This is a genomic window from Faecalispora anaeroviscerum, from assembly GCF_947568225.1.
Classification (GTDB): domain Bacteria; phylum Bacillota; class Clostridia; order Oscillospirales; family Acutalibacteraceae; genus Faecalispora; species Faecalispora anaeroviscerum.
This window is the reverse complement of sequence record NZ_CANOOQ010000001.1, coordinates 1,659,915-1,672,207: the sequence shown is the minus strand read 5'-3', so window position 1 is coordinate 1,672,207 and position 12,293 is coordinate 1,659,915. Positions and strand designations below refer to the sequence as shown.

Sequence of the window (12,293 nt, the reverse complement as noted above, 5' to 3'; positions counted from 1 at the left end):
CTGACTTTTGCCGGCGGGGATTTTATTGTATGCCCTTAGTCCTCTTAAAAGTGTAAAATCTTGATTAAGTTCAAGCTTAAATAAAGAAAAACCGCATGAACACTGATTTTTTTCAGTATTCATGCGGTTTAAAAGCTGGATCTATTTTCCAATTGTGTTAATATGAAAAAAAGGAGTGAAGAGAATGATAAAAATCGCAAAGTTTTGTCTCAACCCCAAATGGTCTTTAGGAAGAAATAAACAAATAGAAGAGTTTGAGAATTTTTTAAACAAGATAGGAGAAGAAAATATTATTAACATAGTTGCCTGCCCTGAAGGATATTCAGCGGGGGATCAACTCCAAACCTTATATACTGTATTTTATAAAGAATAGGAGAAAGGCCGGGGAATAAACCCGGCCTTTGTTGTTAAGACATTCCTGATGAACGTGCTTCTGTTTGTCGGTCAGGCTGTCACTTCCTAAAAATGGGTATCAAAAAGGACGCCTCATAGGGCGCCCAACGTCATTAACGGAGATTCATAAACAATGGACTTTTGTAATAGTTCATGCTCTCATCATGTAATACTTTGCCTGGTCCGCCAGCGCCATTGTTGGCCGTGCGGTCCCTTGGCACGCCTTTGCCGCCCGGCAGCCCTGAGAGGTTGACGGACGGCAGATTTATTGTGCTTTTCATTTCTTCGCAGTGCCGGATGGTGGCGAACTCCTCATCAATCATCTGGGGAATGTCGTAGTAAATCTTTAGCAGTTCTTTCACTTCGTTGACCGTCAAGTACCATCATACTTTCGCATTCGATCGTGATTGGGTTATAAATGGAGTGTTTTGTTGAAATCACTTCTTTCCAAATGAAAAATAATGGGATATAATGTAAATAATTAATTTTGAAAGGGTGATTCAATATGAGTGAAAAAACAATTGGTGTGTTCGTAGGAAGTCTTAGAAAAGACTCTTTCAGCAAGAAGATAGCTCAAAACGTTATCGATCTTTTTCCAGAGGGATTTACTGCACAAATTATCGATATTGGAAACCTCGAACTATATAACCAAGACTTTGACGACAATTCCACGCCGCCCGCCTCTTGGGAGAAATTCAGACATGAAGTCGGTAAGTTAGACGCTTTCCTATTTGTAACGCCAGAGTATAACCGTTCTGTACCTGCGGCATTGAAAAACGCGCTTGATGTTGGCTCTCGCCCTTATGGGAAAAGCGTTTGGGATGCAAAACCCGGTGCGGTTATTAGCGTATCCCCAGGAAATATAAGCGCTTTCGGAGCAAATCACCACTTACGTCAATCTTTAGTGTTTTTAAATATCTACACCATGCAGCAGCCAGAAGCGTATATAGGAAACGTAACGAACGTTTTAGGGGCAGATGGTAAAATTACTTCTGAAAACACTAAATCGTTTCTGAAAAGCTATGTTGATGCTTTCGTAACTTGGATAAACCACTTTTAAATTGCGCGACAGAGAAAAATGGCATAAAAAAGCCCTTTACACCACTGCAAATAGTGTAAAGGGCAGATCAGCAAAGTTGAGAAGCACTCTCCTTATTCATTACAAGATTGGTAAATGTTGTCAAGGAAGGGAGATGTTGTATGAAAAAAAGAAATTCTAAATTAATCGCATCTTTTTTGCCCGCCCTGATTCTTGCAGTCTCATGGTCAATGAGCGCCTTTGCTCAAACGACCGAAAGAACCTTGACTCTGGATACCAAGAGCTACTCAATGGCCCCCGGAAACATTTATGACTTCAAGGCGGTCGTTGCCGGCCCCGGCCTCTCTCAATCCGACGTGAAAGTTTCAGATTCCCGCAATGGGAGCGTTGTAACACTAACCTCCATGGGGAACGGTAAATATCGGATCACCGCTCTGAAAGAGGGTACAACATATGTTGTTGCCGATATAAACGGTACACATGCCTCTATTCAGGTCAATGTGAAAAAAGGTGTGAAGCAAGGGGGCGTTGCTGGCCGCTCCGTCGCTGTGATATCCTCTGACACAAGCTATGCAAGTGGGGTGTATAAGGTCGGAACAGACATTCCGGCGGGTGAATACGCTCTGATTCAGACAGATTCTATTTCCGCATATTTTCAAGTGAGCAGCAGTTCAGACGGAAAATTTGAGTCTATTATTTCTAACGATAATTTCAATGGCCGCTCCATCGTGACGGTTTCTGACGAGCAATACCTGAATGTTTCCCGTGCAAAGATTTACAGCATTGATAAAGCTCCGGCGCTGGATAAATCCTCGGGCTATTTGACAGACGGCATGTACCGGGTCGGTATTGATATTCCGGCGGGCGAGTATAAGATTTTCCCGACCGATACCATTTCAGGGTATTATGAGTTGGCGAATAGCAGTTCTCACCAATTCGCAAGCATCATCGGCAATGGCACGGTAAGCAACGAGCAGTATTTAACGATCGAGAACGGTCAATATCTGAAGCTATCCCGGGCGAAAATCGCTCTGAAATAAAAAACTACCCGAACCTGTTTGTGCAGGAACAAGGTGCATTACAAGCAAGGTTTTCCCATACCATTATAATTTCTTAATGATAAAACAATCATTGGAGGGGTATAGTTGTATTGCAAAAACTGCGGGGAACAAATCCCAGAGAATAGCAAATTCTGCTCGAATTGTGGCGACGAGGTTATAACTGACAATGCTGGTCGTAATCAAAATCGTGCTTCACCTCAACCTGGCGAATTTTATACACCTGAATATCAAGGAGGCAAAGAGGTACAAGCGGTAACTGAAGCTGAAAGCGAAAAAATAAAAAATCGATCATTCAAATTTGCTGCAGGTTTTTTTATTTCCGCTATCGTATTGTGCATTTGGGCCGTTTCAGCATCTTCGCCAGAAGATGCTGGCAGCATTTCAACTGCAACAGCTGCAGTCAGCGTCGCTCAAACAGCCGTTTCTTCTGAACCGGCATTATCTCCGAGACAGCAGCAAATAGAAGATGTGTTTGAAAATCAAGCGCAATGGCAATTTGAAGGTACAATTAAAAGGCTTTTGAAAAACCCTGATACTGCAAATTTCACTCATGATAAATCAAGTTGGGTTGCAGATAACGCAATACTAACAGGCGGCGGGACTGTCTCATACAAAAATGCCAAAGGTCAAACAGTCTCAGAGCCTTTCACTGTTAGTATCATAATGAACAACGAGTCCTATTTTCCTTTGTACGTGGAATTGAATAAAATTGTATCATCCAATATATTAGATGAAGTAGACAGTGCTGGATGTGCTACCAGATTAGGGGTTCAAGAATTCGGGGTAGCGGAGGGGAATTCAATATTCCAGCAGAATTCGGACAAGGTCGTAACCATAATGTATGAAGAGGGAAAGCAATCTACCCCCAGTAAGCCTTCCGCCTCAGCGACGCCTTCGCAAGCTCAACCCTCAAAAGGGCAAAGTGGTAACAATCAGGATTATTCAGGGTGGATAAAATACAGCACAGATGACTTAGAAACGCTATTGACGTATATAGCACAAGGCGATGTCGTGTGTATCGATGGACAGTATTATTGTTCCCCCAGGCTAGCAAATCAAAAGGAGGTAATTGTTTATACCTATGACGCTGCAAGTGATCCGAATTATCCAAGAAATTAATCAAGCGGCAGGTTAACCCCTGCCGCTATTTCTTTTTCATTTCATCACTGACGATCGAGTCACTCGCCACAATCAGTGCGCGCTCGTGCACTGGCAGCGCCATAAACTCATGCGGCAAAAGGTTATGATTTTGCAGGGCGAGGTGAGCCCAAAAATAAAACCCGTCCCCGCCCTGCCTAATCAGTTTTTTGCTTCTTTTACCTTTTCCTCAAAATTGATTGTAACGTCAGCGTGGTCATTATAAATGCCGATAAGCGCGGCGACTTCGTCCCCGGTGAAGATCGCTTTCAGAGCATCCACCGGGGACAAAATTTTGCGGCCCTCGCGCTCAGACAGTGCGTCCAGCAGATCCGCGCTGCGCAGGTTGGGTGTAACCAAACTGGCAGCGACTGCCGGGTACAGCGCCTCGACGCCTTTCAGACCCTTGGTTTGCACCTCCGCTGAGATACTCGCCATTTCGTCTGCGCCCAATACGCGCATTTCAAATTCTGCATCACCAAACGGGTCAAGCTTGAACTTTGCGTCCGGTTTGCGTTCCGGGTGTAAAAACTGCATTAAAGTCTTATCCATGAAATATCCTCCTTATGCCAGGTCGAAATCGTTGAAAGTGAACGATGTGTCGATAGTCTGCGCATCGTCGCTGCTGTCGTCCAGCGCTCCAAAGCCTACGTTTGCAAGAATCACGCCAGACAGCGTGACCCCAATACGGTCGTACTCGGAACTGTCAGAGTCCGAGTGGAACTGCAAAGAAATATCCGGAACGGCACCACCGTTCTTATAGTTGCGCATCGCACGAATAAAGGCCGGTGTGGTATTGTAATACGTCATATCCCCGGCGCCTTTGAGACCACGCAGAGCGTTTTGTTCCATCACTTCGTTCAGGAACCGCCGATTCTCAACGATCGCTTCTATGTGTGCATTGATTTTAGAAATCTTAAACGCCGAAACAATGGAGCCGTTCAGCCGAATGTACGCCTCTCCATCATGACCGGAGAACATGTCCTGCAGTTTTGTTTTTGCCAAGGCTTATCCCCTCCTTACAGCGCTGTCACGGTGACATAGATTTTGTCTACCGTGTCCGCTACCAAAATACCGACACCCACGTTCACAGCATCACGTTCCGTACCGGCCGTCACGGTAATGTCATCCGCAGAAAAATCTTCAATGTACCCCAGCGCAAGATAGCTCTGCGCGGTCATCTCAAATACCATCGCCTTGATCTGAGCACGGCCCTCGGTGCTATTGCGGATTTTACCGACACAGCGAGTATCAAGCAGCTTTTGCAGGTCGCCCTGGTATTTCATCAGCGTGCGCATCACCAGACCCTTACCGAAATCCTTCGGCGCCTCATCGGTGAAAGTCGTCAGGCTGTTAATATCGTACTGCACTGCAGGAGAGCCATACAGCAGCACGAACAGTGCCTCGCCTGTGTCTTGCCTATCTGCTGCTCACGGGTCAGCTTCGGTGTGACGTCTGTCCAGCCGGTAATGCCGCGATGATAGGTCAGGCTGTTTTCTACCCCTGCCTGCGCGATTAGGCCGGCCAATGTGGCACCAGCTTCCGCGGCTGTCAGCTCATAGTCAGCAGTCACGCCGCCGGTGGAGCTGCACACATAGACATTTTCATAGTTGGGGTGGATTCCTGTAACGACGCCCTGTACATACCTCTTGCTGGCGTTCTGCTCCCGCACAAAGGCAACGACTTCCGTCGCGCGAGTCGCGTCTGTGCTGCAGACTACGTTGTATTCGTGCTTTTCCAGTTCTGCAAAAAAGCCGGTATAATCGGCCTCTGCCGTGCCGTTTGTGCCGCCGGTCAGGTTAACCGTAGCAGCTGCCAGTGTGCCGGTTCCAGCCAGCGCCACATAATACGACGTAAAATCTGCGATGGTGGCAATCAGCTGGGAATCGACTTCCACGGCGTCAAGGTAGGTTGTAACCAGCCATTTTTCGCCGCTGGCCGCCACAGTTATCGACAGAGCGTTTCCGCGCACACCGGGGAATACCGCCTCTGCTGTTACGTTTTCCGCTACCGTGCCGGTCGCTTTGACACCCGCTGTATTGAGCCGGTACAGAATCAGCTGCTCTGCGCCATTCATAACCTCATTCACGAGTTTCAGCGCGGCGTTGCTTATCCGATAGCCCAACGAGTAAAGGGTGCTGTCGCCCTTATTGATAACCGTAACCTGATCGCCCCAGTCAAGGGGCAGGGCCATTGCAACAACGCCGGTCACGCTCAATTCAGCGTCACGGTCCCCGGCTTTGAGTTCAACGGTCGTGCCGGGCAGGATGCTTGTAATCAATTTTCATCAGCTCCTTGCTGTGTAATATTTTGGTCTGCGTGCTCGATAATCGGGCCGTCCGGTGCTTCTGTTTCCCACACGTTCACAATTCCGGTAATGTGCGCCAGACCGTCCGTAATGTCCGAATCCTTGGAAAAGCAGCGGAACGCGCCTATATCGCTTTCCAGTCGGTCAAGATTCTGCTGAATCAAGAATATAGCGTTCTGCAGCTCGCGTCGGTCGAGGCTGTCAGCAGGTACATAGGTAATCTCAAGCCCAAACTCATACTCAGATGTAGGCGCAAGCCGCTTTTGGTTGGTCAACGAATAGTAATCCACGAAAAGCACCGGGGCCTCTACGGCCTGTTGCTGGGAGCCGATATAGGTCTCAGCGGCGGGAAACAAAGCAGCGGTGAACTGCGCGGCGGCCAGCAGCAGGTGATCGGAGATTGTGAGCGTTCCCGCATCGATACTGTTCGCAAGCGATTGCGGGATAGTGATATTTTCGAGCAGCTCCCTCACCAGCCCCCTTTCTGCTTTACGCGGGCGATTTCCTGCCTAAACAGGGTTTCACTCTGCCGACGGGCAGCGTCGATGCCTTGTTCAAGCATCCGCTCACCTTTTACATAGCCAACAGTGACACCGTCCTTATTTACAACGCGGTGACCGTTATTTACAAAAACGCCGTATTCGGTATTATTAAACAGGCCTGATTCCCACATTTTACCAACTTTTTTAGTGCGACTCCGTGTCCAGCCACGCCGGAAAGTGCCACCTTGCTTGTGGGATACCTTAAAAGTGACCTGCTTGCCGGTGCTGGTAACAAATGACACCGTATCAGGATAAACCCCAACCGGCGTGTTTTTTACAGTAACGCTGTGGGCCACATCTCGCATACCGGTAACGACTCGCTTTGCGCTCACATCCGGTCATTATGCCACAGCGCAGGAGGCGAAAGACGCGCTTGAGGACTACCGGCGCAACCCGACGACAAAGCTCAATATAACCTTGCAACAGCTTTATGACGAATGGCAGCCGATCGGCCTGAAAGATAAATCAAAGCAGTTAGAGGACAGCTATCGGGCGGCATTTGCCAAGCTGGTTCCGCTGCATCAAGAAATATTTCGAGAGCTGTGTACCGCGCAGATACAAAAAATTATAGACGCCTTACAGAGCGAACGCCCCAAGCTGAATAAAAAATGGGAGCCCATCGAAAAAGACGGTCAGCCGGTGATGCTGCCGCCCATGTCGTATTCCGCTCTGCATGACATTAAGGTTTTGATGGGGCTTCTGTACAAATACGCAATGCAAAACGATATTATCAATAAGAATTACGCAGAATTTCTGGTGCTGCCGAAAAAGGGCGGATCGGTCAAAGATTGTTTCACCGATCTGGAATTGAAAAAAATAGAAAATGCGGTGGGGAAGATACCGTTTGCCGATTGCGTCTATTTGATATGCTATACCGGTCTACGAATCACCGAGTTTCTCATGCTCAATAAAGAGCGTCCACGAAAAGAACGGCGTGTGCGCCCTGTATGGTGGCATTAAGACCGATGCCTGTAAAAACAAGGTTGTGTCAGTGCATCATAAAGTAAAGCCGATCTTGGACGAGTGGTTGAGCAAAGACGGAAATACTATTTTCTGCCGACCGGACAGAAAGCCGTATACGGCAAAAAGTTTTCGTGAAAAATGTTTCTATGCGGCGTTGGAAGAAATCGGGGTACGAAAGCTGACGCCGCACGCAACCAGACGAACCTTTGCTACACGAATGAGCGCCGCCGGTGAACAGGAAGAAGATTTCATTACCTTGATGGGGCACTCGGATTTTAGTGTGGAAATTGAAAGCTATATCCTCCAATCGGCTGAAAAACTTTCAAAATCGATTGAAAAACTCTCTTAAAATCCGTAGTAACCCCGTAGCAACGCCCCCGAATTCAGGACAATTCCCACCAATTTTAAAGCAAAAGAAAAACCGCATCAAATAGCCAGTAAATGGCTGTCTAATGCGGTTCTTTCTTTATAAAAGCTGGTCCGAGTGGCGAGACTTGAACTCACGGCCTCTTGACCCCCAGTCAAGCGCGCTACCAACTGCGCCACACCCGGATTTGCAACGTTGATTATTTTATCATACTTACAGGCAAAACGCAATCCTTTTTTTGAGAAATTACGATTTTTTTGTAGCTTCCGGTTTCGTGCGAATGGGAAGATGCTTGATTTTCAGCTTCTTCCGGGCTAAGATAAGGATATAGAAAAGTGAATGGATGACGGGAGGAATCTGAATGACAAAGATGGAGCAGTTTCAGCAGATGATAGACGAAAGCAGCAGGATCGTGTTTTTTGGCGGAGCGGGTGTATCCACAGAAAGCGGGATTCCTGATTTTCGCAGCGTAGACGGCCTGTACCACCAGTCGTTTCGCTATCCGCCGGAGGAAATGCTGAGCCACAGCTTTTATGTGCATCACGCAGCGGAGTTTTTTGACTTCTACCGAAAAAAGATGCTGTTTTTGGATGCGAAGCCGAATGCGGCTCACCGTAAGCTGGCGGAGCTGGAGCAGGCGGGCAAGCTTTTGGCTGTTGTGACCCAGAATATTGACGGCCTGCACCAGAAGGCGGGCAGCAAGCGGGTGTACGAGCTGCACGGCTCCGTTCACCGCAACTATTGCCAGAAATGCCGGAAAGAGTACGATGCTGAATTCATGCTGCACAGTGAAGGCGTTCCCACCTGCACCTGCGGTGGCACGATCAAGCCCGATGTTGTGCTGTATGAGGAAGGCCTTAATCAGGACGTAATCAATGGTGCGGTCGGGGCGATTCGTAAAGCAGATATGCTGATCATCGGCGGAACCTCGCTGGCTGTGTACCCGGCCGCCGGGCTGATCCATTATTTTGACGGCAGCCGTTTGGCTGTGATCAACCGCTCCTCAACGCCCGCGGATCAAAACGCGGCACTGATGATCAATGACCCAATTGGCGAGGTGTTCGGTCAGGTGAAAATTAACAAAATTTAACAGGTGTTTTGGCGCAAAAAATGGCGATTTTTGGTTGACATAATCTTCCTGATGGTCTAAGATGGAGATAGCACAAGGAAGGGGACCTCAGCAAACATGAAACAATCAAAAAGCCCGAAAACGAAAGCAATGAAACGGAAGGTTGTATCCGCAGCGGCCGTTCTGCTGGCTGCTGTACAGATGTCCGCCACAGCTTCAGCGGCAGTGCCGGTGTTTGGCCAGCTTAGCCTGACGAATCTGGTGGCAACCTCTCTGATGAGTGACTACAGTAGAACCGTAGCGCCTGGTCTTGTAGAAACAAGATTCGCCTTTACCAATTTAAATTCTAAAATTAATGAGTGTTTTATGCTGGAATACGATCCCTCGGCAGGGCAGATTGGCATTACAGTCGGCACACCCGGTAATACTACATACGCAAGTGGTTACCATGCCGCAACGGTGCGTGCGCAGGCCGCTGCAGCCATGGCTCACGGGAAGCCGGTCGTTGCGGCAATTAACGGCGATATGTATAATATGGCTACTAACCAACCGTGGGGCGTCGTGATTCAGGATGGCGTCGAGCTCCAGGGAACGGTATCTTCGCGTGCCTACCGGTGGAACTTTTTCGGCATTAAGAAGGACGGCACACCGGTGATTGCCTCCAATGCCGATTACCCGAAGATGAAATCCGAGCTGCAGAATGCGATTGGCCTGTATGATACGCTGCTTGTGAAGGATGGGAATGTTGTCGCTCAGAAAAGCGAAGACCAAAGAACCTTTTCGCCTCGTCTCGGGGTAGGCATTCGTGCCGACGGAACCGTGTTTTTCGTGATGATCGACGGTCGACAGTCCCAGTATTCCACAGGAGCTACGCTCAAGGAGCTTGCCCAGATTATGAAGGATATGGGTGCGGTACAGGCCGGCAATCTGGACGCGGGTGGTTCGGCTACACTGCTCAGCCGTAATTCCGGGAGCAGTACGCTGATTCTGCGCAATAAGCCGTCGGATGGCAAAGAGCGCTCGGTACCGAATTCTCTGCTGTTTGTAACAAAGAGTGCCTCAATGTAATCTAATCTGTAAAAAATTGCAAAAAAATCTCCTTTCCCTAAAAAGCGGATCTTCATCCGGCTGATTGGGGAAAGGAGTCTTTTGTTTAGCTGGCGGATTTCATTTCCAGCCGCAGCTTGTCGCTGATCATTGCGATAAACTCACTGTTTGTTGGCTTTCCACGGGTGTTGTGAATCGTGTACCCAAAATAGGAATTCAGGATGTCGATGTCGCCTCTGTCCCAAGCTACCTCAATGGCATGGCGGATGGCACGCTCCACACGGGAAGGAGTAGTTTCGTACCGCTTGGCCACACTGGGATACAGCTGTTTTGTCACAGCGTTGATGATGTCGGGAGTCTGCACGGCCATGATAATAGAATCCCGCAGATAATGATATCCCTTTATATGAGCCGGAACACCGATCTGGTGAAGGATTTCTGTGACTTGGATTTCCAGAGAAGGTTTGCCTTTTTGTACCGGTATCGAAGCCTGTTCCGATTTGGGGGCGACACTGCCGCATATTTTTAAGATTCTTTGTGCCAGTTCTTTTGCATCAAATGGTGCGATTACAAAATATGCAGCTCCGGAAAGCATTACCTCACGCTCCAGCGTGGGGCTGCTGAATGTAGACATGACGATGAAGGAAGGCGCCTTAGAGGCGTACTTTTTTCGAATCCCATGAATGACTCCGATCGCATCCAGTCGGGGCATGAACAGGTCTAGAAGAACAACGTCGGGTTGTTCCAGATCAATGTGGTCGAGAACCCTCAGTCCATCCTTCGGAGAATAGACTACATCAATACCCGCAACTTCAAAATCATGAGAATAGCTTCGAGCAAATTCGTCAGTGTCATTAGAAATCAGCAGTTTTAAATGTTTTTCCATGAACATATCCCCCTGTTTTTTTAATTTACAGGCTGATTATACCATATATTGGCATTAATGGCAATACCTTACACAATATTTTTTGTGCGGATTTGGTAATTATATTTCAAAATATAAAAATATTTCGTGTTATGATGCCTTTTGCGCGCTTTCAAGGCTCGTTTTTTCAGAGATTTCCAACATATTTTCTGCCAGAATTCCGTACCCGCGCGTCGGATCATTGACAAATACGTGAGTTACGGCTCCTACTAATTTGCCATTCTGCACAATCGGGCTGCCGCTCATGCCCTGCACAATTCCTCCCGTTTTGCTTAAAAGCTCCGGGTCTGTTACTTTTACAACAAGATTTTTTGTTTTGGTTCCGTCCTGATAGTTAATAGATTCAATTTCAATACCATAGGCCTTGGGTACAGTTCCGTCCACGGTGGTGTAAATCTGCGCAGCGCCTGTTTTTACTTCCTGCTTCACCGCAAGGGGGATAGCCTCAGTAGAAACGGGAGAGGAATTTAGCGTGCCGTACACACCGGCTTCAGAATTGGACTGTAGCTGGCCAACAGGAAAATCGTTGTTAAAATACCCGCGCAACTCGCCTGCCCGGCCCTTCTGGCCCTTGACAATTCCGCTGATGGTTACCGAAACAACATCGCCGCTGCGAAGCGGCATCAGCTCGTTTGTGTCTACATCGCAAATGCCATGGCCAAGGCCTCCGAACGATCCGCTCGACGGGTCATAGAAGGTTACTGTGCCGATTCCGGCGGTGCTGTCGCGTACCCAAAGACCGCCCTTATAACTTCCATCCACATCGGACAGAATAGGAGTAAGAGTTGCTGTGAGAGTTTCTTCCCCTCGTTTAACAGAAAGCTCTACCGAGCTGCCGGCGCTGCTTTCAATCAGCTTTGCCACCTGACTGTTTTGGGTAACGGCCTTTCCATTGATGGCGGTAATGATGTCGCCCACTTTTACACCTGCCACAGCGGCGGGGTTCACCATCTTGCCGGCGCTTTCAATGTCGGCCACGCCGACCACCATCACGCCGTTTGTGAACATTTTGATGCCGAAAGGAGTACCGCAGGGCACCAAAAGCTTTTCTTCCACTACCTTTACACTGACTGTTTTGATGGGGATCACGTCAAACAGCATCAGCTGAGCGTGGTAATTTTGGTTTGCGGATTTCAGAGCAGACGCGGTAATTTCGTTTTTGTTTACCGCGTCGATAATGCTAAGACCGGTCTGGTTCAGCCGCAGCTTGGTTCCCGCCGTCACGCGGAACTGGTCAGGCAGGGTGTTGTGGTAATATCCCACCGCCGACCCTGTAAGCAGAGTAAGTGCAGTGAGCCAACCGGTCAATCGTTGAAAAATTTTTTTTCCTTTTTTCAAACATTCACCTCCTTTCGAACTTAATCTTTGTCAAACCGAAAGCATTTATGTTGTCAAATCCGCTTTTTTCTGGGGAAATGTGGAATAAAGCTTCGAATGCTTCA

General features: G+C 48.1%; 17 protein-coding genes and 1 tRNA gene. 8 read left to right on the top strand and 10 right to left on the bottom strand.

The features are described from left to right. Positions 1-184 precede the first annotated feature (184 nt). Positions 185-373 (top strand): hypothetical protein, encoded by a 189-nt coding sequence (locus QOS46_RS08350; RefSeq protein ID WP_283608832.1) that lies wholly within the window; start codon positions 185-187, stop codon positions 371-373. A 133-nt stretch (positions 374-506) separates the two neighbouring features. On the opposite strand, the gene QOS46_RS08345 is transcribed toward QOS46_RS08350, so the two are convergent. Continuing rightward, positions 507-770, bottom strand: coding sequence for a hypothetical protein (locus tag QOS46_RS08345; protein WP_283608831.1), 264 nt, complete (start codon positions 768-770; stop codon positions 507-509). Between the two features lie 128 nt (positions 771-898). Here QOS46_RS08345 and QOS46_RS08340 point away from each other — a divergent pair, with 128 nt between their 5' ends. The 3 genes from QOS46_RS08340 to QOS46_RS08330 all read left to right on the top strand — a co-directional run bounded on the left by QOS46_RS08340 (position 899) and on the right by QOS46_RS08330 (position 3,612). After that, the gene (locus tag QOS46_RS08340) at positions 899-1,453 is read left to right on the top strand and encodes an NADPH-dependent FMN reductase (RefSeq protein ID WP_283608830.1); all 555 of its coding nucleotides are present in this window, start codon (positions 899-901) and stop codon (positions 1,451-1,453) included. Positions 1,454-1,593: 140 nt separating this feature from the next. Continuing rightward, on the top strand, positions 1,594-2,472 hold the full coding sequence (locus tag QOS46_RS08335) for a hypothetical protein (RefSeq protein ID WP_283608829.1): 879 nt from the start codon (positions 1,594-1,596) through the stop codon (positions 2,470-2,472). A 105-nt stretch (positions 2,473-2,577) separates the two neighbouring features. Further along, positions 2,578-3,612: a zinc ribbon domain-containing protein gene (locus tag QOS46_RS08330; protein WP_283608828.1), complete on the top strand. Its 1,035-nt coding sequence runs from the start codon at positions 2,578-2,580 to the stop codon at positions 3,610-3,612. Positions 3,613-3,792: 180 nt separating this feature from the next. On the opposite strand, the gene QOS46_RS08325 is transcribed toward QOS46_RS08330, so the two are convergent. From QOS46_RS08325 to QOS46_RS08300, 6 genes are read right to left on the bottom strand one after another with little or no spacing between them, the layout of a single operon-like run. Beyond that, positions 3,793-4,182 (bottom strand): hypothetical protein, encoded by a 390-nt coding sequence (locus tag QOS46_RS08325; RefSeq protein ID WP_283608827.1) that lies wholly within the window; start codon positions 4,180-4,182, stop codon positions 3,793-3,795. Between the two features lie 12 nt (positions 4,183-4,194). Next, positions 4,195-4,635: a phage tail tube protein gene (locus tag QOS46_RS08320; RefSeq protein ID WP_283608826.1), complete on the bottom strand. Its 441-nt coding sequence runs from the start codon at positions 4,633-4,635 to the stop codon at positions 4,195-4,197. Positions 4,636-4,649: 14 nt separating this feature from the next. After that, a complete protein-coding gene (locus QOS46_RS08315; RefSeq protein ID WP_283608825.1) occupies positions 4,650-5,024 on the bottom strand; it encodes a phage tail sheath C-terminal domain-containing protein in 375 nt (124 codons plus the stop codon). After that, complete coding sequence (locus QOS46_RS08310; RefSeq protein WP_283608824.1) at positions 4,976-5,911, bottom strand: phage tail sheath subtilisin-like domain-containing protein; 936 nt, start codon at positions 5,909-5,911, stop codon at positions 4,976-4,978. The genes QOS46_RS08315 and QOS46_RS08310 overlap by 49 nt, the downstream gene beginning before the upstream one ends. Continuing rightward, positions 5,908-6,411: a phage tail terminator family protein gene (locus tag QOS46_RS08305; protein WP_283608823.1), complete on the bottom strand. Its 504-nt coding sequence runs from the start codon at positions 6,409-6,411 to the stop codon at positions 5,908-5,910. Before QOS46_RS08305 ends, QOS46_RS08310 begins: the two co-directional genes overlap by 4 nt. Beyond that, positions 6,408-6,722, bottom strand: a complete 315-nt coding sequence (locus tag QOS46_RS08300) for a hypothetical protein (protein ID WP_326521344.1) — start codon at positions 6,720-6,722, stop codon at positions 6,408-6,410. Before QOS46_RS08300 ends, QOS46_RS08305 begins: the two co-directional genes overlap by 4 nt. A 25-nt stretch (positions 6,723-6,747) precedes the next feature. On the opposite strand from QOS46_RS08300, the gene QOS46_RS08295 reads away from it, so the two are divergent. Together QOS46_RS08295 and QOS46_RS08290 are read left to right on the top strand one after the other, a co-directional pair. Further along, complete coding sequence (locus QOS46_RS08295; RefSeq protein WP_283608821.1) at positions 6,748-7,440, top strand: hypothetical protein; 693 nt, start codon at positions 6,748-6,750, stop codon at positions 7,438-7,440. Beyond that, on the top strand, positions 7,415-7,792 hold the full coding sequence (locus QOS46_RS08290) for a tyrosine-type recombinase/integrase (protein ID WP_326521343.1): 378 nt from the start codon (positions 7,415-7,417) through the stop codon (positions 7,790-7,792). The genes QOS46_RS08295 and QOS46_RS08290 overlap by 26 nt, the downstream gene beginning before the upstream one ends. A gap of 127 nt (positions 7,793-7,919) precedes the next feature. On the opposite strand, the gene QOS46_RS08285 is transcribed toward QOS46_RS08290, so the two are convergent. Further along, positions 7,920-7,995: transfer RNA gene (locus tag QOS46_RS08285), tRNA-Pro, on the bottom strand. Between the two features lie 176 nt (positions 7,996-8,171). On the opposite strand from QOS46_RS08285, the gene QOS46_RS08280 reads away from it, so the two are divergent. Together QOS46_RS08280 and QOS46_RS08275 are read left to right on the top strand one after the other, a co-directional pair. Next, the gene (locus tag QOS46_RS08280) at positions 8,172-8,900 is read left to right on the top strand and encodes an NAD-dependent protein deacylase (RefSeq protein ID WP_283608820.1); all 729 of its coding nucleotides are present in this window, start codon (positions 8,172-8,174) and stop codon (positions 8,898-8,900) included. A 96-nt stretch (positions 8,901-8,996) separates the two neighbouring features. After that, the gene (locus QOS46_RS08275; protein WP_283608819.1) at positions 8,997-9,947 is read left to right on the top strand and encodes a phosphodiester glycosidase family protein; all 951 of its coding nucleotides are present in this window, start codon (positions 8,997-8,999) and stop codon (positions 9,945-9,947) included. 85 nt (positions 9,948-10,032) lie between these two features. Here QOS46_RS08275 and spo0A read toward each other — a convergent pair whose 3' ends face one another. Both spo0A and spoIVB read right to left on the bottom strand, forming a co-directional pair. After that, the gene (gene spo0A / locus QOS46_RS08270; protein WP_283608818.1) at positions 10,033-10,812 is read right to left on the bottom strand and encodes a sporulation transcription factor Spo0A; all 780 of its coding nucleotides are present in this window, start codon (positions 10,810-10,812) and stop codon (positions 10,033-10,035) included. A 129-nt stretch (positions 10,813-10,941) separates the two neighbouring features. Then, complete coding sequence (spoIVB, locus tag QOS46_RS08265; protein WP_283608817.1) at positions 10,942-12,189, bottom strand: SpoIVB peptidase; 1,248 nt, start codon at positions 12,187-12,189, stop codon at positions 10,942-10,944. Positions 12,190-12,293: the final 104 nt, after the last annotated feature.

Coding starts and splice junctions, on each gene's coding strand:
- QOS46_RS08350 (WP_283608832.1), top strand. CDS start 185: ATGATAAAAATCGCAAAGTTTTGTCTCAACCCCAAATGGTCTTTAGGA.
- QOS46_RS08275 (WP_283608819.1), top strand. CDS start 8,997: ATGAAACAATCAAAAAGCCCGAAAACGAAAGCAATGAAACGGAAGGTT.
- QOS46_RS08280 (WP_283608820.1), top strand. CDS start 8,172: ATGACAAAGATGGAGCAGTTTCAGCAGATGATAGACGAAAGCAGCAGG.
- spo0A (WP_283608818.1), bottom strand. CDS start 10,812: ATGGAAAAACATTTAAAACTGCTGATTTCTAATGACACTGACGAATTT.
- QOS46_RS08325 (WP_283608827.1), bottom strand. CDS start 4,182: ATGGATAAGACTTTAATGCAGTTTTTACACCCGGAACGCAAACCGGAC.
- QOS46_RS08340 (WP_283608830.1), top strand. CDS start 899: ATGAGTGAAAAAACAATTGGTGTGTTCGTAGGAAGTCTTAGAAAAGAC.
- QOS46_RS08335 (WP_283608829.1), top strand. CDS start 1,594: ATGAAAAAAAGAAATTCTAAATTAATCGCATCTTTTTTGCCCGCCCTG.